The organism is Fulvivirga sp. M361 (assembly GCF_007097395.1).
Lineage (GTDB): Bacteria > Bacteroidota > Bacteroidia > Cytophagales > Cyclobacteriaceae > Fulvivirga.
In genome coordinates, this window is sequence record NZ_VKDC01000013.1 from 1 (window position 1) to 18822 (window position 18822).

The following is an 18822-nucleotide window of genomic DNA, read 5'->3' on the forward strand; positions in this document are numbered from 1 at the left end:
GCCATTTTCGAGGTTTTTATCTTCTATCACGGTCTGATTTGCAATAAGCGACTGAGCAACATCATTTTTCAAGTGTATTTGTAATATGATGATAATCAATAAATTGTGCACTGTATTGCCAGTGACCCAGTGACCAGCACCCAGAAACAAACCTTGAAAATGGAATTTTCGAGAGAGCCCTAAAGTAAACATGCGTGGTACTAGTAAAATAGTTGCCGGCAAGGAGGGTATTTAAAAGTCGGTCAAGTATTCCGGAGGCTATTTCCCGGAAATTATACTATTGAAATGAAGGGCTATATTAATTAGGTCTGACTCATTGGAAAATTTTAATTTATTTGTGGCAATATAAGTTTCCATCTGACTCTGGTGGTTGCCAAATAACTCCTTATTGAGTTTGTGTCTTCTCTCAATTTTTTTTAGGGTTTTATTTTGTGAGATATAGAATTTTTCTTTCTTATGAATACTTGAATTCTTTTTGCCCATATCCACCGTAGCTAAATAGGTAGGTTCTTTAGTGACTAAATGGTATTGCTTCAATAAAAGTACTTCACCTTCAAATAATACTTCTGCAATTCCATCTGCGAATTCAGGGTCATTGGTAAGATTAGGTAAATTTACAAACCGGCTTGTGGTATTGGTTCTAACATCTTTCAGTTCAAATGAGGTAAACATATGCAATGGACATACCTTTATTTCATCACTAACTCTTATCTCAAGAATATGGTTTTGCAGATCATACTTTAATAGGTAATTAGTGATCTTTTGATTTGACGCCAATGTAACCGCACCGTGTTGCCATTCTTCTGACAAGTATACACTACCTTCTACTTTTGGCGGAGGGGGAGGGAGTTCCTCTATAATTCCGGCAGGATTAATGGTTTGATCAAAAACAGATACCTGATTTTCAGTTTGACCATACGTAAATAGGGATGTACAGATGAGTATGCAGGAGAACCAGAGGATTTTTACCATAACGGTAAGTTAAAGCAAATCACTTTCTCATTTACCACCCAATTTGTGGTAAATATCTTAAAGGAAAGCCCCTAACTCCTAGGTAAGACCTTAATATCCTGACATTATAAAACGTATTCTGATCTGTCGAAGTGACCTAGAATTTATCCGGTGTCTGGATGATCTTCAATACAATCTCATGAGGATCACCGTCGTTGTCCAGCAAAAAGAATTTCACCATTGGATTGTCCGCAGAAATAGTGTTTTCTATTTTAATAATATCATTATTGGGTAACTTCTTTTGAATGACTTCCTTCAGGTCTTCTAATGCTTCTGCAAAGCTAACTTCCAGTGTACTGGGATTGTATTGAGTTGTTTTCATGATGCTAATATAGTCATAAGTCTAAATTATGAGTCTTGAGTCTGCGTATGTATTCAGGTATGACATAATAATGGGGCAATATCATACATACCTTTCTTAATAATTAAGGTAGTTACCATCGTATCAATGCTGAGGCCCAGGTAAAACCACTTCCAAATGCGGCCAGGCAGACAAGGTCGTTTTCCTTTATCTTACCTTCTTCCCAGGCTTCACTCATGGCAATGGGGATAGAGCCTGCCGTGGTATTGCCATATTTCATAATGTTATTATACACTTTTTCATCAGGCAATCCAAGCTTTTGTTGAATGTAGTTGCTTATACGCAGGTTGGCTTGGTGAGGGACCAATAAGTCAATTTCCTCTTTTTCTATATTATTTGCTTGTAATGCCTCATTAATGACTTCCATAAAACGCACTACAGCATGTTTGAATACCAGGTTGCCATTCATGTGGACTTTGAATCCTGAAGTGTCCAGAATTTGTTCCGGTTGACGTTCTTCATGAGGACGGCTGCTTCCAGGGTCTTTGACAAATAATTCTTCCGCAAACTTTCCGTCAGAATGTAAGTGTGTAGAAAGTATGCCCGGTCCTTCCGTTGGCTGTAACACAGCTGCACCGGCGCCATCCCCAAATATCACTGCCGTATTACGGCCGCGAGTAGTGAGATCCAATGCAGTAGACTGTATTTCCGCACCTACCACCAGTACATTTTTATACATACCCGTTTTTATGAACTGGTCAGCAGTAGATAGAGCGTAAATAAAACCGGAGCAGGCGTTCTTAATGTCCATGGCGGGTATATTTTCTAACCCTAACTCTCGCTGAAGTAATACACCTGATCCGGGGAAATAATAATCAGAGGTAATAGTGGCAAAAACGATGAAATCTATTTCCCGGGCCTCTAAATCAGCCCTTTCCAAGGCCATTCGACATGCCTTCGCAGCCATGTTGGCAACGGTGTCTTTTTCAGGGTCAATGAATCTGCGTTCTTGAATACCTGTCCTCTCTATTATCCACTCGTTATTGGTGTCTATGATCGTCGATAGGTAGTCGTTCGTGACGATCTTTTCAGGGACATGATGACCGAGTCCCGCGATTTTTGAATTAAGCATACTGGATCTTTTCAAATGCCAAATATAATTAAAATAACTAATGTTAGTTAGGCTTTAGCGCATAGAAGTTACGTAGAACGGACTGTATTTCTGAATGGATACCTTTACCTGTAGATAACTGATTTCCACACTCTTTGGATAACCAGCTTATAGATTTTTTAATACACAATTATCATAGATGGAGTGCAACCTTTTTGTTCATTATGAGTCTTATACCATAATCCGTTTATTATATCTACATTTATAGAAAAAATAAATTACCTTGAAAGGAACATATCTGGGAGAATTTGAAGAGGTCGTTTTACTGACCGTAATGGTACTGAAAAATGAGGCGTATGGTAATGCGGTCCTTAAAGAAATTGAAATCAGAACAACCCGGAAGATCAATCTCAGCGCAGTACATAGTGCACTTCACAGACTGGAAAAGAAAGGGTTTCTTAAGTCGTATAAAGGGGAGGCCACGGCTATTCGGGGAGGGAAGAGAAAAAAGCTGTATGACATAACCCCCTTTGGAATCAAGGCACTTCAGGATATCCGGCAGTTAAGGGAAGGACTGTGGGCATCAGTGCCAGCGATCATTTTAGATAAAAGTGACTTATGAATCAGCTTCCGCCAAACTGGATAAGTAAAGTACTTGGAAGGATCTGTCCGGCACATATGTGTGATGAAATTGAGGGCGACCTTTTTGAGTACTATGCTGAGCTATGTGAAAAGAAAAATAGAAGATATGCCAATCGAAAAGCATTTGTTTTTCTGATTTTATCAGCCCCGGGGCTCATTGTGAAACGAAAATATCATCCACCAAACAGTATAGATATGCTTAAAAACTACCTACTAATTGCAATCAGAAATATCAGAAGACAGCTAGGGTACAGCACGATTAACGTGGTAGGCCTGGCCATAGGTCTGGCATGTTGTATTTTTATTGGTGTCTATGTAGTCCAGGAACTGAGTTTTGATAAGTTCCATAAACAGGCTGAAGCCATCTTCAGGGTGAACATTTCATACGAAACAGCAGGAGCCTCGGGTAAGTCGTACACCACACCTACCGCACTTCTTCCATCACTCAGGCGGGATAATAGTAAGGTGGCTACTGGTGTCCGGGTATTTAATGTAAGTATGTTCAGCCCGGTGGTGGTACAAAAAGAGAATACCAAATACCAGGAAGAGCGGTTTTTGTATGCTGACAGTTCTTTTTTCGATGTATTTTCTTTTGAAATGCTGGCAGGTGACCCGGCAAAAGCCCTTGCTGCGCCACGCTCTGTAATACTAACGGCTTCTTCTGCGAAAAAATATTTTAACGATGAAGACCCACTCGGGCAGGTGATAAAAGTAGATGGCGATGATTATAGTATTACCGGGGTACTTTCAGATGTACCTGATAATTCACATATGAAATTCGACTTTTTGGCAAGCTTTAGCTCTTTGAGGGCTTCTCAAAGGGAAACTTGGTGGAGTGCTAATTATGCTACCTACCTGGTATTGACAGACCCTGATTTGGCAAAGGAGGTTGAGTCGGATATCCATGACCTGTATGTGAAAAATTTGGGGGATCAGCTGGGCGATGTAAAAATGGGCTTTGACCTAATGCCACTGACAGATATTCATTTAAGATCTGATATTCCCTCTGAAATGCAACCTCAAAGTGATATCCGTTACATTTATATCATAAGCGCGGTTGGATTATTGATATTGATCATCGCCTGTATTAACTATATGAACCTTGCTACTGCCAGGTCAGCAGAACGGGCCAGAGAAGTTGGCATGCGCAAAGTACTGGGGGCACTCAGAAAACAGGTGTTTTATCAGTTTATGGGAGAATCGATCATTATAACCACTCTCTCACTTATCATTGCTATGGTAATGGTCAGCATTTTTTTAGGGCCTTTTAATCATCTTACCGGTAAGCAGCTTGTCTTTCAAGATATTCTTAGTGGGCCTGTCATTATTGGGTTATTGATCATTGCAGTGTTCGTTAGTTTTTTTGCAGGGGCCTATCCAGCGATTAGTTTATCTTCCTATGCTCCCGGTCAGGTCTTGAAAGGTAGTTTTAAGCGCTCTGTGCAAGGCAGTTGGATGAGAAAGGTACTGGTAGGAGTTCAGTTTTCCATTTCCATATTTTTGATCATAGGTACGCTGGTGATCTATAAGCAATTGCAGTTTATGCGTAATAAAAAGTTGGGTTATACTACTGAAAATGTGCTTATACTTCCTACAGATAATGTGGTCAACCAAAATTTTGACAGGATCAAGACCCAGCTGGAACGAATGGAAGATGTGGTGTCCGTTTCAAGCGCTTCAGAAAGCCCCACCGACATTGGTGGAGGTTACGCCTTGTCAGTGCCTGGTTACGTAGATGAACCTATGAACGTCCAGGCTATAACAGTGGAAAAAGATTTTATTGAGACTATGAACATGGAAATGCTTTTCGGGCGCGACCTGACCGACGCAGACCATAAGCAAGCTACGCTTGAAGAGAGTTCAGACCGACGCTTCTCATTCATCGTTAATCAGGAATTAACAAAAACACTTATGATAGCCCCTGAAGACATCATTGGCCAGCAAGTAAACCTGAACGGCAGGCAAGGTGAGATTGTTGGAATCCTTAATGATTTTCATTTTACCTCATTGCACAGAAAAATAGGCCCGTTACTGCTGTTTATAGAGCCACGTCAGTTTAATAAGATCTTCATACGTATTCAGCCGGATGACCTCCAAAAAACACTGCTGAGTATTGAAGATTTATGGAAACAGATCGTACCCGACCGACCGTTTGTATTTGATTTTATGGATGATGAGTACAATGCAATGTATCGTAATGAAATGCGCCTGAACCAGGTATTCATTACGTTTTCAATATTAGCCATATTGATTGCCTGTTTAGGACTTTTCGGCCTGGTTTCTTTCTCTGTAGAACAACGCGCAAAGGAGATTGGTGTTAGAAAAGTGCTCGGGGCTTCCGTAGCCAGCCTTTTCTTTCTTGTTTCTCGTGATTTTTCGAGGCTTGTATTAATTTCTTTTCTTGTGGCAGGTCCATTGAGTTACTGGCTGATGACACAATGGTTAAATGATTTTGAATATCGTACTTCCGTAGGGTTTTTACCATTGGTTGTGGCGGTTTCCTGTGCTATCGTAGTTGCATTTCTAACCGTGAGTTATCAGTCATTAAAAGCAGCCAATATGAATCCGGCAGAAACGTTACGCAGTGAGTAGTTATTGACTTTCTTGCCGGAATGACGAACGAAAAGTATTATAGGTTGTTATTTTGGCTTAACGTATGGATCAGGTCACTACTATTGCTTTTTTTCGTTTTTCAACCACCAGTGATAAATTTTGGGCGCTGAAGATGATGCAGATGGCGCATCAAAGTCTGAAAAATGTAAAAGGACAACGTTTTTATCGTTTGTTGGGCAGTGGAAAAGGAAAGGGTTTTAATCCTTTGCCCGATTGGTCCGTTTACAGCCTTTTGCAAGTCTGGGATAACCTGGATCATGCAGAGCATTTTTTTGACCAATCACAGCTTCTGACAGACTATAAAAATCGTTCCTCTGAATTGTGGTGTTTGTACTTCAGAGCGATTGCTGCGAAGGGCAAATGGTCTGGCAGTAACCCGTTTGAGTTGGCAAAAACAGACCCTTCCAATAATTATGTGGCTGTTATTACCCGTGCGACGATAAAATGGAATAAAATGGTCTCCTTTTGGCGTTATGTCCCCAAGTCCCATAGGCCCCTGAACGGAGCCAGGGGGCTGATGTATACAAAGGGAATAGGTGAGATTCCGTTAGTGCAGATGGCTACTTTTAGTCTCTGGGAGAGTGAAGAGCAACTAACCTCTTTTGCCTATGGTAGTGAAGAACATAAGGAAGCTATCCGACTTACACGTGAGCTTAATTGGTATAAAGAAGAGTTGTTTGCAAGATTTCAACCCTTTCGGTCGGAGGGAACCTGGGAAGGAATTAATCCATTGCCAAAGCTTTCCCGGCGTAATGAAGATGAATAGTTTATTAACTTACTAATTTTCTAAAAACCGCTTTGTTAAATGGCGCTTTTGGGAAAGTATTCATTATTCTGATGTCATCGAGAAGAGAGGTCTGCTCATCTAAAAAGTCGAATATTTTTTCAATAGGGTTTTTTCCGTACATGATAGTGAAAAGCTCAGGCCCCAATTCATTTCTATGGTATAGTACATTTAAGAATACAGAGTCATAGTAACGGTATTTTTTACGGATGATATTTTTTGAGGGGACCAGGCCTTTTTTGATATTATCAATAATCCTCAAAGAATAACGTTCGGTGTTTTTGAACGAATATCCTGACGAAGGTTTTACCCATGCTCCTGCAGTGCCGATTTTCGTAAGACTGTCGTTGTTCTGATGGTGGAAAGGATAATCAGACATAGGAATAACACCCTGTTCGGATGCCAGGATATTATACTTTTTTATGTCAAGGATTTCAGTGACATATTGTTTGAGCATAGTATCATACTCCTCGTTTTGTATCAGGTCCGGACTGAAAAGTGTGAATTCTACCAGTGCTTTGGTGGCACTAAAAGGTAAAACATAAGTAAAACTTGTAGTGTCTTTCCACCTAAGGCTAAAGTCCATCATTACAAATGCAGAGGGATCAAAGGCAGGAGCATCGGTTTCTACAACCCAGCCTTTAAAATGCTGTAATAACTTGATCGAGGAGGTATCATGGTTGAACTTGGAGGCTATTCTGCTATCAAATGTATGGCGCGTGATCAAATACCTTTTTTGAGCCTGTATTTCCTGCGCTCCATTTATAATATTTACCTGCTCTACTTCCGCCGTTACCCAGTCAATAATGCCGGATGCTCTGATCTTATCTTTAGCGAACCTGTAAAAATCATCTGAATGGATCATTTTGTAGGTAAACGGGTCAAGGCTTAGGGTATACTGTTTTGTATTTGTATCTGTAACCACAGCTTTTCCCCATTTATGAGAAACAACGCCGTCCCAGCGGCCGGCCCCTTTTTCCCAAAAGCACCAGGTTCGATCATTGGCATTTTTAAGGTCTTTATCAAAAATCACTATGGCTTTGTCGTCGAAAAAGGGATCTTCTAACATACACAACGCCAGGTTCAAACCTGCAGCACCTGCGCCAATAATAGCATAATCATAAGTGATGTATTCCATAGAAGTAGACGAAGAAAGCCAGTTGAGCAAGGTAAAGATGGATAGAAATCTGATCATTACCAATCACCTTATATAATTGAAGGACAGCGTGTAAGAGGCAAGAGGCTAAAAACCAGGTAATGAAATTCCGGATGGGAGCGGCACCAGCTTCCCAATGCCAAAAGTCAAAGACCGGTGCGGAAACTTCTAGGAAAAAGTCCAGGAATACCATTAAAAAGGCTCCTGTGATGACCCTGACAGGAAAGCTGTTGGTGAGTTTTGAGGCAATGGTTCCGGTGATCAAGGTAAGAACAGCCCAGTTAACCCCTATCAGTAAGGGGACGCCATCTATTTTGGCTCCCAGGTTGTTTCCGTAGTGGTAGGCCCCAAAAAGAAAATCATGATGTACACCTATCCATTCGATCAACATTCCACAGCTGAAGAAGACCAAGGTAAGTAATGCTGTTTTTAATGTCTTAATAGGATATTGCCACACGAGTAAGACCAGGCAGACCAAGAGGTTTAAAGGAGTTTTGGGAACAAACCATGATTCAAACCCTATGGTGATGCCCACTATTCCTGAGATATGAAAAAGCCAAACTACTCCAATTGAGAAATAGATCTTGGGCCCATTTTGAATGCTAAATGTACTGTTGAGTTTCATGCTTACACGTTCCCGGGTCAATAATCAAATAACAGATGGTTATTCATTTGGTTAACCTGAGAAGTGAATAAAAAAGCTATTATTTTAAAACGAAAAGACCAGGAAAGTGTGCGTTGAAACTCCTTAAGATTGATTGATATCCGCCTTGTCGTATTTCTTGGGAGCATACAAAAAACCGAAAGCTTCGGCATCCTCTTTTGTACGTACTTTATGATGTATGTAGTGCGCTTTGATCATGCGATCCAGGTATTTACTTCTTTTTTTTGGCCTCCACTTTATTCTTTGGTGTACTATGATATCATGGAAAATGAAGTAAAAGGCTCCATAGCAGAAAATACCAATACCGGCCGCTGTAAGATAAGCGGATGGATATACTGAAGTGGATACCATAATAAGGACAATACTGGGTACACTAAATACCACAGCAAAAAGATCATTGCGTTCAAAAGTATGATTGTGTTTCTTATGATGTGATTCATGCCATACCCATAAAAAGCCATGCATGATGTATTTATGAGTAAACCAGGCCACAAATTCCATGAACAGAAAAACTCCGATGACAATCAGAGCGCACAGTATCACGGTGGTTATTGTCATGCAGCTACTTTTTTTCTTTTGAACAGTTGATCTAACACTTCAAAGCGATAGTCAAAGATAGTATTTACCTGTTTGCTCACAAACAACCAATTAGCCAAACGTCCTAAAATACCGAAAGGGACAGCATAATTCACCTCGTCTATCATCTCCACTCCACCTTCTACCGGCTTGAAGCGATGTTGGTGATGCCATAGAGCATATGGGCCAAAGCGCTGTTCATCTACAAAGTAATACGGTTCATTAACGTGTGTGATCTCCGTGGTCCATTTTACCGGAATGGCGGGTAATACATTCACTATGTACCTGATGATCTGCCCGGCGTACATTCTGTCTCTACCCGAAATATATTTTATTTCAAACTTCATATGCTTCGGCGTAATTTCCTTCAGATTTACCGGAGATGAAAAAAAATCCCAGGCTTCTTCCATGCTAATGGGAAGCGTTTGTTTTCTTGTTAATGTATATACCTTCATAAAAATAAAACAATCAGTACTTCACTATGTTCTGGGCCATTTTTGGAAAAATTAAAAAATGAAATGGCAGTACGAGATACCAATATAAGCGCCCCCATAACCCTAATGGACGGAAGGTGGCCCTTTGTAACAAAAGTTTTTTGGTCGGTGTTTCGTTTATTTTAAATTCCAACCACGCTTCCCCCGGAAGTTTCATTTCTGCATAAAGAAGAAGGTGGCCTCTGTCACTATCTGCCAGTAACACGCGCCAGAAGTCCAATGAGTCACCTGCTTTAAGGTCTACCTGGCTTCTTCTGCCTCTGCGAAGTCCTACTCCACCAATGAGCTGGTCCAGAAAGCCTCTGATCTTCCATAAAGTATTGCCAAAGTACCAGCCTCGTTTTCCTCCAATTTGCCAGACATTGTTCAATACTTCGCTTGTTTCCCTATGAAATTCTACTGTTCTGGTATCACGGAAGCATCCATAACGGGGCACATCTACATAATCCAGAAAATTCTTATCAATATGATGATGGGTTATGGCATCCTTCCAGCTTGAGATCACGTTTTTTTGATTGATCTTACTGAAGGCCTTTTCGAGCGCTTCGGCATAGGAAAGGAGTTGTATAGACACAAGTTCCCGGATACCATGATTTTTGACGACGACATCGTTTTTCATGCTGTCTACCAGCTTACTTGCTAAGGTATAGGCAGTAGACGTGACAAAGTAAAGCCATAAAGACGATAGCTTGGGTGTTAGTACAGGCAGTGTAATGATGGTTCGTTTTAGTCGTCGTGATTTTCCATATTGCAATAACATTTCCTTATAGGTGAGTACATCGGGGCCACCAATATCGAAAACCTGGTGATAACATGCCTCATGGTGTAACACCCCCATCAGGTATTCTATCACGTTTCTGATAGCGATAGGTTGACATTTACTTTTTAGCCACTTAGGTGCTATCATGACGGGAAGTTTTTCCACCAGGTCTCTGATGATTTCAAAGGATGCGCTACCGGAACCTATGATCACTGCCGCTCTAAGCACCGTTACAGGTACTTTTGATGTCCTAAGCTGCTCTTCTACATTTTGCCGTGAAGCAAGGTGCTTTGAAAGCTCATCGGCATTGGATATACCTCCCAGGTATATTATTTGTTGACATGAAGTGGTGGAAATGTATGAGGCAAAATTGTATGCGGTGCATTTTTCCTGCTGCTCAAAACTCTCATAGGACTGAGTCAATGAATGGATCAGGTAATACGCTGCTTCAATATCAGTGGGTAACTCATTTGGCTCAATACTCTGACTGAAGTCTGCTTCAATGACGGTAACATTTTCTAAAAATTTTTCACTGAAATCAGACCAATCAAATCGTCTTGAATCCCTTACAATACAGGTGACATGATGTCCTTCTTTTACCAGAACAGGCAATAATCGTCGTCCAATGTACCCGGTAGAGCCTGTGAGTAACACCTTCATGCCAATGCCTCTTTGAAGGTGTTAAGGCACCGCTCACGGGCAGCTTTATGTTCTACGATAGGCTTGGCATAATTCAATTCCTGGAACTCTGGAACCCATTGTCTGATATATTTTAGTTCCGGATCGAATTTCCTGGTTTGTGATTCGGGATTGAAAATCCTGAAGTAGGGTTGTGCATCCGTACCGGTGCCGGCCGCCCACTGCCAGCCACCATTGTTAGAAGCTAATTCATAGTCTAACAGTTTTTTTGCAAAATATGCTTCACCCCAACGCCAGTCTATGAGTAAATGTTTAGTCAGAAAACTGGCTACTATCATTCTTACGCGGTTGTGCATATAGCCGGTCGCATTAAGCTCCCGCATACCGGCGTCCACAATAGGATAACCTGTTTTTCCCTCGCACCAGGCTTGAAATTCATCTTCGTTATTACGCCATTCCACAGCGTTATAATTGGTTTTGAAATTTTCCGTAACCACTCTCGGGAAATGCCATAGGATCACCTGGTAAAATTCCCTCCAATTTAACTCATTAAGAAAAGTACTGCTTTTTCCCTCAGCCTGTTGTGCCAATTCGCGTATGCTGATTGTGCCAAAACGAAGGTGTACACCCAACCGCGAGGTACCATTTACGGCAGGATAGTCCCGGTTTTCACCATATCTTTTAAGTATTGTATCCGAAACCGTTGAAGGTGGTACAACTAATTTTGATTTGGTGAACCCCATGTCTGCAAGCGATAGGATAGGAGCATTGGGTATTTGATAGTAGTTATCATAATAAGAAGCGGAAGGAACTGTCTTAAAATGACCAGGTGTAAGACTATCACGCCAGCGTCTGCTATATGGAGTGAATACTACATACGGGGTGCCATCATCTTTTAATACTGCGTCCGGTTCATGCAATACATGATCCTTAAATGTATTAAAAGATATGTTTTGTTCTTGTGCAATTTCCTCTATCTCAGTATCTCTTTTTCTGGCATAAGGCTCATAGTCTCTATTTAGAAAAATGCCTTGCACATTGTAATCTTCCAATAGTTTGGCCCAAATAGTCTTGGGTTCGCCATAAAAGGTAAGTAGCGCGGCCCCTTTTTCTTTCAATACCTCATTAATCTTCGAGAGATGATGGTGAATGAATGTGAGGCGAGCATCCGACCGGTCTTCCAGGGAATCTATGATCTGCGAATCAAAAATGAAAATGGGTAATACGGGGTGTTTTCCTTCCAAAGCTTTATGAAGCCCTGTATTATCCTCAAGTCTCAGGTCACGACGAAACCAGAATATATTAACAGGCTTTTTAGTCATTAGTACCTTGCAGGGTTTGAATTTCCTTTTCCAGCGCTTCTATGGCCTCCATTTTGGTGGCATAAAGCTTCAAGTCTCCGGAGCGCTGGACTTGCATCGCTTCTTCAAGCAATTTGGATTTTTTCTTTTTAAGTTTTTTTATGGGATCTGATTTGAAAAGTGAGAACATATAAGCTAAAGTTGTTATATCAAACTAACAGCTTTAACACCGGGATGTTCATCGGATTATGTCTGAAGAAACATGATTTTCATAACTGTCCATAATGATCTTAAACCACGCGGTATACTGTTCGGGGTTGCTTTTGATACTCTGTCTCACATTTTTTATAGATGAGAATTTCCAATCTTCTACTTCATCATAGTTAAGTGTAGGGGCCTCATCATAGATAGCGGTGTAAACATGATCTAATTCGTGTTCAATAAGGTTTTGATCCAGGTGAGCACGATAAATGAATTTATAAAGAAATTCGGGCTGAAGGTCAATGCCCATTTCTTCTATCAAACGACGGTGAGTAGCCTGTTCCATCGATTCGTTTTCCCGGGGATGACTACAACATGTATTTGTCCATAAACCACCGGAGTGATATTTGTGCTTAGCCCTTTTTTGAAGCATTAGCTCCCCTTTGGAATTAAAGACCAATACAGAAAATGCCCGGTGCAAAACACCGCGTTGGTGGGCTTCCATTTTTTCCATGGTGCCCAATTGGTCATCGTTGGTATTTACCAATATAACGTGCTCCAAGGCTAAATAAGATTTAGTCTATGTTTGATGTACGAATAAAATAATATGGACAGCTTACGTTGATTGGGTATCCTGATGCGTTCGTTGAGGACATGAGCAGGACGTACTTTCTTTATTTTTTTAAAGAGATTATGGTAATAAACATAGGCCAGGTAAACGCCGAATCTTGCGCTTTGGGGAAGCCTTTTAATACCTTCAAAACCCATTTTAAAATCCTCATCAATATCCTCCTCAATGGTCTGCTTGTTTTCAGCATTGAACTCAGACATTTCAAGGCCCGGGAAATAAGTTCTGCCCATATCTACATAGTCGGATTCAAGGTCACGAAGAAAATTGATTTTTTGAAATGCTGAGCCAAGCTTCATGGCAAAAGGTTTGAGTTCAAGATATTTTTTCTCATCTCCTTTACAAAATACCTTTAAACACATAAGACCTACCACCTCAGCCGAACCCAAAATGTACATTTCAAATTTTTCCTGATCATAGGTTTGGTCCGCGAGGTCCATTTCCATACTGTATAAAAACTGATCGATCAATTCATGATCTATATAGTATGTGTTGACCGCATGTTGAAAACTATTTAAGATAGGATTTAAACTAATGCCTTCTTCAATAGCAAGGTAAGTGTCTTTTTTAAAGCGTTCAAGAAGGGTCTTTTTATCATAGTCATGGAAGGTATCCACTATTTCATCTGCAAAGCGTACAAAACCGTAAATAGCACAAATGGGGTCTCTTAGTTCTTTTGAAAGACACCTTATCCCTAAAGAAAACGAGGTGCTGTAAGAAGTAGTGGCTAGCTTACTGCACTTTTGAGACACGTGATCAAAGAGTTGCTTCATTTTTTATTAACCTGTTTGAGGATTTCTTCCGCCACAACCTGCCCCGATATTAACGATGGTGGGACTCCGGGCCCCGGTACGGTCAATTGACCAGTATAATAAAGATTTTTTACTTTTTTACTTTTCATTGATGGCTTTAATAACGCTGTTTGCTTTAAAGTGTTTGCAAGTCCGTAAGCATTTCCTTTAAAGGCATTATAATCGCTGATGAAATCATTGTGAGCATAACTCTTTTTAAAGATGATATGATCCTTGATCTTCTGATGGGTCAGGCGTTCCATCCGATCCATCACCATTTCAAAATATTTTTCCCTTGTACTTTCATCATCCGATAGATCCGGGGCGGTGGGAATTAAGATGAATACATTTTCCATACCTTCCGGAGCGGCAGTAGGATCAGTTTTAGACGTACAGCACACGTAGAATAATGGTTTTGAAGGCCACTTGGGGTCTTCATATATTTCTTTGGCATGTACTTCAAAAGACTCATCAAAGTATAAATTATGATGGCTTAAGTTCTCTAATTTTTTATCAATACCGAGATAAAAAATCAGACTTGAGGGAGCCATTGCTCTTGTGTCCCAATATTTGTCGTCATAAGTCCTGAATTTTTCAGGTAGCAAGTGCTGTTCAATATGATGGTAATCGGCGCCACCTACTATGAAATCAAAGGTTTTTATTTCCCCTTTCACTTTTAATCCTTTGGCTTTTACTGCATTCATATGGATTTCCTCCACCGGGGTGTCAAAATGAAAGGTGACACCAAGAGAAATAGCTAATTGATGCATTGCCTTAACGATCTCGTGCATCCCTCCCATAGGATACCATGTGCCCAATGAAATATCGGCGTAATTCATTAAGCTGTATAATGCCGGTGTTTTGCTCGGCATGGCGCCAAGGAAAAGTACCGGGAATTCCAGTAGTTGGATAAGTTTTGGATGTTTGAAGTATTTTCTGATATACTTCGACATGGACTGGAAAATGTGGAGTTTGAATACTCCTTTAATAAGTTTTAGATCAGCAAATTCTATTAATGACTGCCCGGGTTTATAAACCAGTTCGTTGATGCCTACTTCATATTTGTAAGCGGCCTCATCCAGGAAAGCTTTCAATTGACGACTACTTCCAGGCTCCAGGCTGTCAAACCACTCGCCTAATTTTTCTACTGAAGCTGGAATATCCACCGGCAGATCATCTGAAAAAAAGATCTTATAGGAAGGGTCTAATCTTTCTAACTGGTAAAAGTCAGCCGTAGATTTAGAAAACTTATTAAAAAAACGTTCGAAAACATCGGGCATCCAATACCAACTGGGCCCCATATCAAAAGTAAATCCTTTAGAAGAGAACTGGCGTGCTCTGCCGCCCGGGGTACTGTTCTTTTCGAATAATTCTACGTCACAACCGGCGTCGGCCAGACAACAAGCTGCTGCTAATCCAGCAAACCCGGACCCTATGACCGCTATTTTTTTTGTCATGCTTATTAATTAATAAGCATAAGCTAACAATTTTTTCTGTATTTCCTTTCTGGCATGGAATATTCTGTTTTTCACCGTCCCGATCGGTATATTTAAATAATCAGCTATTTCATGGTATTTATAACCTTCCGTATGCATTTTAAACGGTGTCAATAAGTCTTCTTTAATTTCATTGATACACTTGGTGATGTCCTTATATTCATAATTTCCATCCGGTGTATTGAAGGTATGGTTATCAGGTACATTAAGATAGTATGATTCCTTGGTGTCGTCCAAAGTAGTACGAGCTCTTTGCGCTTTACGATAATTATTGATGAACGTATTACGCATGATAGTATAAAGCCACCCTTTCAGATTGGTATTTTGCTTAAACTTATCTCTATAGGTCAGTGCCTTCAGGATAGTATCCTGGATCAGATCTTCTGATTCTTCCTGATCTTTTGTGAACTTCTTAGTGAATAATTCTAGCGTTTCATGGAGAGAAGCTATTTTGTGATCAAATTCCATTGCCGTCATAGTGTTTAACATTTATGGTGAAACGTTAAACAAAATTACAAGATTAGATTTCTTATACAATATTTTGTTTAAGTTTTTTTTTGTAAACTTTAAACATTGTGTTTAAACACCTATTGAGGCATTTATATGCAAGTAAAGGCGGAAAGTGTTAAATTTTAGAAGAAAACAACTCTTTTAGTGCCAGAGCGTCCTCAAAGAAGTGTAGATTTTTAAACTGACTCAGACTTTGTTTAAGTTGTGACTGGCCCGTGATATATATGTCGGTACCATTGAAAGTTTCTGCGAGATTTTTTAAAAATTGATTCAGCTGACGTGCAGAGGGACTGTACGATATAGATGCTACCATCATATCCGGTTGAATTATCTCAACACTCTTAACCAGATCATCAAAAGGTACATACTGTCCTAAATAGTAAGTTTTGAATTTCAGCTTTTTCAGCAGGTAATGAAAGAATAACAAACCAATTTCATGCATTTCATTTTCAGGAAGGAAAAAGGCGACTTTTTTCGCATTTTCATCCGTTTTTACATCGAGCCCATCAATGGCTACAATTATTTTCTGACGAATTAGGTTCGTAATGAAATGTTCTTGTATCGGGCTTATATTGCCTGACAACCATAACACTCCTATCTTGGTCAGGAAAGGATAGATAATTTCGAGGAGTGTTCTTTCGAAGCCAATTTTCAGAATAAATCCTGCCAATTTCTTTTCAAAGCCCACTTCATCAAAATCGATCATGCAAATAGTGAGTTGATCAATAAATAAGGCCGCGTCTGTTTTTTCTTCTGAAAGTTGCTTAACGGTATTCGTTAATTCTTTAATGGATAAGTCAGCAATATATGAGATCTTATACCCATTATTATTTAGAATAGAGACATTGAGGATTTTCTTCAGATCGTCATCCGAGTAGAACCTGATATTGGTATCAGTGCGTTTTGGATCTATGATCTGATGCCTTTTCTCCCAAATCCTAATCGTATGGGCCTTAATGCCCGATAACTTTTCAAGTTCCTTAATCGAATAATTTCCCATCTCTATCCCTGATCTAACTGGTAAACAAGCACTGTTCTCATTTGTTTCACATTGTTATGATTATTGTTTTTTGTGCCAAAAAACTTTAATGCGCTTTTACGGTTATCCAGTGGTTTAGCGAAGAGTAAACTTATTTTATCCTCTCGTACGGCTTACAAATGTATAAAAATCAAGTTAATCAACCGTTTTTCTGATGAGTTGTTCGCGAATGTAAGCCTTATTAATGTGATGTGCTTTAAGTCTTCAAATTGCATAAATCAGATACAATTTGTATACTTTTTTGTTGAATGAAAATGCTCTGTTGTCTCATTTTGTGAAAGCGTGCTTTGATGGTTAAGCTTCGGTCTATCAAGGTTTTCTGAATGGATTGGCTCATATGTTTTGTGGTCTCCTCAATTCGCTTCTTCCTGGTTTCGGGCCGTTTTGCATTCATTATCTATTCCAGAATTCTCTTTTACTGATCTTGGAAAAAGTTCATAGTTTTTCCTGGTTCCAGGTATTTTATCTAATTCATTTGCCAGATCCTGAGGAATTACCAGGCTTTCTACGTCATCTAAGGCATTTCAGATGCCATTTTCTGTTGCAATGTGTACCATTTCATTGCCTGCCGCTGCCATATGCCCTTCTTTTTACAACTTTTTTACTTTTTCCTTATTGATCCTGCTCCAGTTGCTTGTTGTTTTACGTTTGGAGAAAAATCGGTAGTAGCTTTCCGGGTCTCTTTTATTTAGGTTTACCGTCAATCCCACCAAAGCACAATGCTTCATCTACAGCCTCATTGTAGTATACACTGGGTGCATTACTGTCTTTTTACAGGATAAGCCATACACTTTTTTCCGTTAGATGGTGTTTCTTGAGCCAGTTTCGCAAAACAGAGGTAATTTTGGCGCGAAATGTATGTTCCTTCTCTTCTTCCGTTACCTGTAAAATCAATATTCTTTATCGTTTTTACAATTCATCCAGGTAATTCTACAGTTCAGTAAGTACTTTTTTCAACATGCCACACCCGTGGTGATATTAGCATCATATTTTAACACAAACCCAAAAGATCATGAGAAATTTAATTGTCATTTTAGGAATTCTAACGGCCATAAATATCACATTCGCGCAAGATAAAATCTCTATTATGGTTAAGGTAGAAGGTATGTTGAACAGGGAAGGACACTTATCTTTAAGTGTTTTTAATTCACAGGCATCTTATATGGAACAGCCATTTAAATCATTGAAATTCAACCTGGCTGATCATGAAGGAAACGCGTTTGTCATAGAAGGATTACCTGCTGGTGAGTACGCTATTGCCACGCATCATGACGAAAATAATAATAGTGAAGTTGATTTTGGCCCTATGGGCCCGATAGAAGGGTATGGGTTTTCCAATAACCCCCCTGCTTTCTATGGCCCTGCGGACTATGAAGCATCAAAGTTCTCAGTAAGTTCAGATACTGTGATGACCATAACTCTGAACTAATGAAGTCGCTTTCAGATACCATACTCATTATTCATATAATAGCGGGAGTCATTGCATTGGCAGTGGCTCCTATTGCAATGGTGGTGAAAAAAGGCGGTCAAAGCCATAAGCGTTGGGGCCTCATATTTTTTTGGTCTATGACAGTTATCTTTGTCACCGCATTATTTTTATCTACGGTAAAATGGATCCCGTTTTTATTAATGATCTCAGTCTTCAGTTATTACTCAGTTTTCAGCGCTTACCGGTGGAAGTTCCAAAAGAAGCTCCATAGGGGAGATACAGTAAAATGGTATGACTGGTTGGCTGCCATTGTAAACGCCATTTTTAATACAACATATGTAGCTTGGGGTATTTACCTGATCTTCATAGATGTACAAGGTGCGTTTCCTTATTTAAGCATAGGTTTTGGAACGTTGGGCCTGCTACTTTCTAAAAAAAATATACAGCTCTTTTTGAAACCACATGAAGCACAAGCCTGGCTATATAGACATATTGGAGGGATGATCGGAGGGTTTATAGCTGCACTAACGGCATTTTCCAGTCAGGTAATGGGCTTTCTTCCTACCTGGCTCCAGTGGAGCTGGCCCTCTCTTATCGGAGTGCCTTTAATCTATATTTTTATCGTCAGACTTAAGCGAAAGATCGATCAATCTAAGGCAGTATCTTGATTGTTATT

The 18822-nt window shown here is 39.9% G+C and carries 21 protein-coding genes; 5 read left to right on the forward strand and 16 right to left on the reverse strand.

Annotation, left to right across the window (positions count from 1 at the left end):
* The 4 genes from FNH22_RS32395 to FNH22_RS15450 form a co-directional block, all read right to left on the reverse strand.
* On the reverse strand, positions 1-222 hold a 222-nt coding region (locus FNH22_RS32395; protein ID WP_221420281.1), incomplete at its 3' end, for a hypothetical protein.
* A gap of 36 nt (positions 223-258) precedes the next feature.
* Positions 259-972 (reverse strand): hypothetical protein, encoded by a 714-nt coding sequence (locus FNH22_RS15440; protein WP_143399315.1) that lies wholly within the window; start codon positions 970-972, stop codon positions 259-261.
* A gap of 136 nt (positions 973-1108) precedes the next feature.
* A complete protein-coding gene (locus tag FNH22_RS15445; RefSeq protein WP_143399316.1) occupies positions 1109-1333 on the reverse strand; it encodes a hypothetical protein in 225 nt (74 codons plus the stop codon).
* Positions 1334-1445: 112 nt separating this feature from the next.
* Positions 1446-2444 carry a beta-ketoacyl-ACP synthase III gene (locus FNH22_RS15450; protein WP_143399317.1) on the reverse strand — a complete coding sequence of 333 codons (999 nt, stop codon included), beginning with the start codon at positions 2442-2444 and terminating at the stop codon, positions 1446-1448.
* Between the two features lie 262 nt (positions 2445-2706).
* Here FNH22_RS15450 and FNH22_RS15455 point away from each other — a divergent pair, with 262 nt between their 5' ends.
* From FNH22_RS15455 to FNH22_RS15465, 3 genes are all read left to right on the forward strand, one after another.
* Positions 2707-3045: a PadR family transcriptional regulator gene (locus FNH22_RS15455; RefSeq protein ID WP_143399318.1), complete on the forward strand. Its 339-nt coding sequence runs from the start codon at positions 2707-2709 to the stop codon at positions 3043-3045.
* Entirely contained in the window at positions 3042-5657 is a 2616-nt protein-coding gene (locus FNH22_RS15460) for an ABC transporter permease (RefSeq protein ID WP_143399319.1), read from the forward strand. Before FNH22_RS15455 ends, FNH22_RS15460 begins: the two co-directional genes overlap by 4 nt.
* 64 nt (positions 5658-5721) lie before the next feature.
* Positions 5722-6444 carry a DUF3291 domain-containing protein gene (locus FNH22_RS15465; RefSeq protein WP_143399320.1) on the forward strand — a complete coding sequence of 241 codons (723 nt, stop codon included), beginning with the start codon at positions 5722-5724 and terminating at the stop codon, positions 6442-6444.
* Positions 6445-6448: 4 nt separating this feature from the next.
* On the opposite strand, the gene FNH22_RS15470 is transcribed toward FNH22_RS15465, so the two are convergent.
* From FNH22_RS15470 to FNH22_RS15525, 12 genes are all read right to left on the reverse strand, one after another.
* On the reverse strand, positions 6449-7657 hold the full coding sequence (locus tag FNH22_RS15470; protein WP_143399321.1) for a lycopene cyclase family protein: 1209 nt from the start codon (positions 7655-7657) through the stop codon (positions 6449-6451).
* Complete coding sequence (locus FNH22_RS15475; RefSeq protein ID WP_143399322.1) at positions 7581-8243, reverse strand: carotenoid biosynthesis protein; 663 nt, start codon at positions 8241-8243, stop codon at positions 7581-7583. The genes FNH22_RS15470 and FNH22_RS15475 overlap by 77 nt, the downstream gene beginning before the upstream one ends.
* 123 nt (positions 8244-8366) lie before the next feature.
* Positions 8367-8840: a sterol desaturase family protein gene (locus FNH22_RS15480; protein ID WP_143399323.1), complete on the reverse strand. Its 474-nt coding sequence runs from the start codon at positions 8838-8840 to the stop codon at positions 8367-8369.
* The gene (locus FNH22_RS15485) at positions 8837-9313 is read right to left on the reverse strand and encodes an SRPBCC family protein (RefSeq protein WP_143399324.1); all 477 of its coding nucleotides are present in this window, start codon (positions 9311-9313) and stop codon (positions 8837-8839) included. Before FNH22_RS15485 ends, FNH22_RS15480 begins: the two co-directional genes overlap by 4 nt.
* 13 nt (positions 9314-9326) lie before the next feature.
* Positions 9327-10772, reverse strand: a complete 1446-nt coding sequence (locus tag FNH22_RS15490) for an SDR family oxidoreductase (protein WP_143399325.1) — start codon at positions 10770-10772, stop codon at positions 9327-9329.
* On the reverse strand, positions 10769-12073 hold the full coding sequence (locus tag FNH22_RS15495; protein ID WP_143399326.1) for a deoxyribodipyrimidine photo-lyase: 1305 nt from the start codon (positions 12071-12073) through the stop codon (positions 10769-10771). Before FNH22_RS15495 ends, FNH22_RS15490 begins: the two co-directional genes overlap by 4 nt.
* Positions 12066-12242: a DUF6435 family protein gene (locus FNH22_RS15500; protein WP_143399327.1), complete on the reverse strand. Its 177-nt coding sequence runs from the start codon at positions 12240-12242 to the stop codon at positions 12066-12068. Before FNH22_RS15500 ends, FNH22_RS15495 begins: the two co-directional genes overlap by 8 nt.
* 48 nt (positions 12243-12290) lie before the next feature.
* Complete coding sequence (gene idi / locus FNH22_RS15505) at positions 12291-12815, reverse strand: isopentenyl-diphosphate Delta-isomerase (protein WP_221420282.1); 525 nt, start codon at positions 12813-12815, stop codon at positions 12291-12293.
* Positions 12816-12817: 2 nt separating this feature from the next.
* Entirely contained in the window at positions 12818-13654 is an 837-nt protein-coding gene (locus FNH22_RS15510; RefSeq protein ID WP_143399328.1) for a phytoene/squalene synthase family protein, read from the reverse strand.
* Positions 13651-15129, reverse strand: a complete 1479-nt coding sequence (locus tag FNH22_RS15515) for an NAD(P)/FAD-dependent oxidoreductase (RefSeq protein WP_143399329.1) — start codon at positions 15127-15129, stop codon at positions 13651-13653. Before FNH22_RS15515 ends, FNH22_RS15510 begins: the two co-directional genes overlap by 4 nt.
* A gap of 9 nt (positions 15130-15138) precedes the next feature.
* On the reverse strand, positions 15139-15636 hold the full coding sequence (locus FNH22_RS15520; protein ID WP_255518066.1) for an RNA polymerase sigma factor: 498 nt from the start codon (positions 15634-15636) through the stop codon (positions 15139-15141).
* Positions 15637-15793: 157 nt separating this feature from the next.
* The gene (locus FNH22_RS15525; RefSeq protein WP_143399330.1) at positions 15794-16678 is read right to left on the reverse strand and encodes a MerR family transcriptional regulator; all 885 of its coding nucleotides are present in this window, start codon (positions 16676-16678) and stop codon (positions 15794-15796) included.
* 1051 nt (positions 16679-17729) lie between these two features.
* Between FNH22_RS15525 and FNH22_RS15530 the strand changes: the two genes are divergently transcribed.
* Complete coding sequence (locus FNH22_RS15530; protein WP_143399331.1) at positions 17730-18146, forward strand: DUF2141 domain-containing protein; 417 nt, start codon at positions 17730-17732, stop codon at positions 18144-18146.
* Positions 18146-18814: a hypothetical protein gene (locus FNH22_RS15535; RefSeq protein ID WP_143399332.1), complete on the forward strand. Its 669-nt coding sequence runs from the start codon at positions 18146-18148 to the stop codon at positions 18812-18814. Before FNH22_RS15530 ends, FNH22_RS15535 begins: the two co-directional genes overlap by 1 nt.
* Positions 18815-18822 lie beyond the last annotated feature (8 nt).

Coding starts and splice junctions, on each gene's coding strand:
- FNH22_RS15440 (WP_143399315.1), bottom strand. CDS start 972: ATGGTAAAAATCCTCTGGTTCTCCTGCATACTCATCTGTACATCCCTA.
- FNH22_RS15445 (WP_143399316.1), bottom strand. CDS start 1,333: ATGAAAACAACTCAATACAATCCCAGTACACTGGAAGTTAGCTTTGCA.
- FNH22_RS15450 (WP_143399317.1), bottom strand. CDS start 2,444: ATGCTTAATTCAAAAATCGCGGGACTCGGTCATCATGTCCCTGAAAAG.
- FNH22_RS15460 (WP_143399319.1), top strand. CDS start 3,042: ATGAATCAGCTTCCGCCAAACTGGATAAGTAAAGTACTTGGAAGGATC.
- FNH22_RS15465 (WP_143399320.1), top strand. CDS start 5,722: ATGGATCAGGTCACTACTATTGCTTTTTTTCGTTTTTCAACCACCAGT.
- FNH22_RS15470 (WP_143399321.1), bottom strand. CDS start 7,657: ATGATCAGATTTCTATCCATCTTTACCTTGCTCAACTGGCTTTCTTCG.
- FNH22_RS15475 (WP_143399322.1), bottom strand. CDS start 8,243: ATGAAACTCAACAGTACATTTAGCATTCAAAATGGGCCCAAGATCTAT.
- FNH22_RS15480 (WP_143399323.1), bottom strand. CDS start 8,840: ATGACAATAACCACCGTGATACTGTGCGCTCTGATTGTCATCGGAGTT.
- FNH22_RS15485 (WP_143399324.1), bottom strand. CDS start 9,313: ATGAAGGTATATACATTAACAAGAAAACAAACGCTTCCCATTAGCATG.
- FNH22_RS15490 (WP_143399325.1), bottom strand. CDS start 10,772: ATGAAGGTGTTACTCACAGGCTCTACCGGGTACATTGGACGACGATTA.
- FNH22_RS15495 (WP_143399326.1), bottom strand. CDS start 12,073: ATGACTAAAAAGCCTGTTAATATATTCTGGTTTCGTCGTGACCTGAGA.
- FNH22_RS15500 (WP_143399327.1), bottom strand. CDS start 12,242: ATGTTCTCACTTTTCAAATCAGATCCCATAAAAAAACTTAAAAAGAAA.
- FNH22_RS15510 (WP_143399328.1), bottom strand. CDS start 13,654: ATGAAGCAACTCTTTGATCACGTGTCTCAAAAGTGCAGTAAGCTAGCC.
- FNH22_RS15515 (WP_143399329.1), bottom strand. CDS start 15,129: ATGACAAAAAAAATAGCGGTCATAGGGTCCGGGTTTGCTGGATTAGCA.
- FNH22_RS15520 (WP_255518066.1), bottom strand. CDS start 15,636: ATGGAATTTGATCACAAAATAGCTTCTCTCCATGAAACGCTAGAATTA.
- FNH22_RS15525 (WP_143399330.1), bottom strand. CDS start 16,678: ATGGGAAATTATTCGATTAAGGAACTTGAAAAGTTATCGGGCATTAAG.
- FNH22_RS15530 (WP_143399331.1), top strand. CDS start 17,730: ATGAGAAATTTAATTGTCATTTTAGGAATTCTAACGGCCATAAATATC.
- FNH22_RS15535 (WP_143399332.1), top strand. CDS start 18,146: ATGAAGTCGCTTTCAGATACCATACTCATTATTCATATAATAGCGGGA.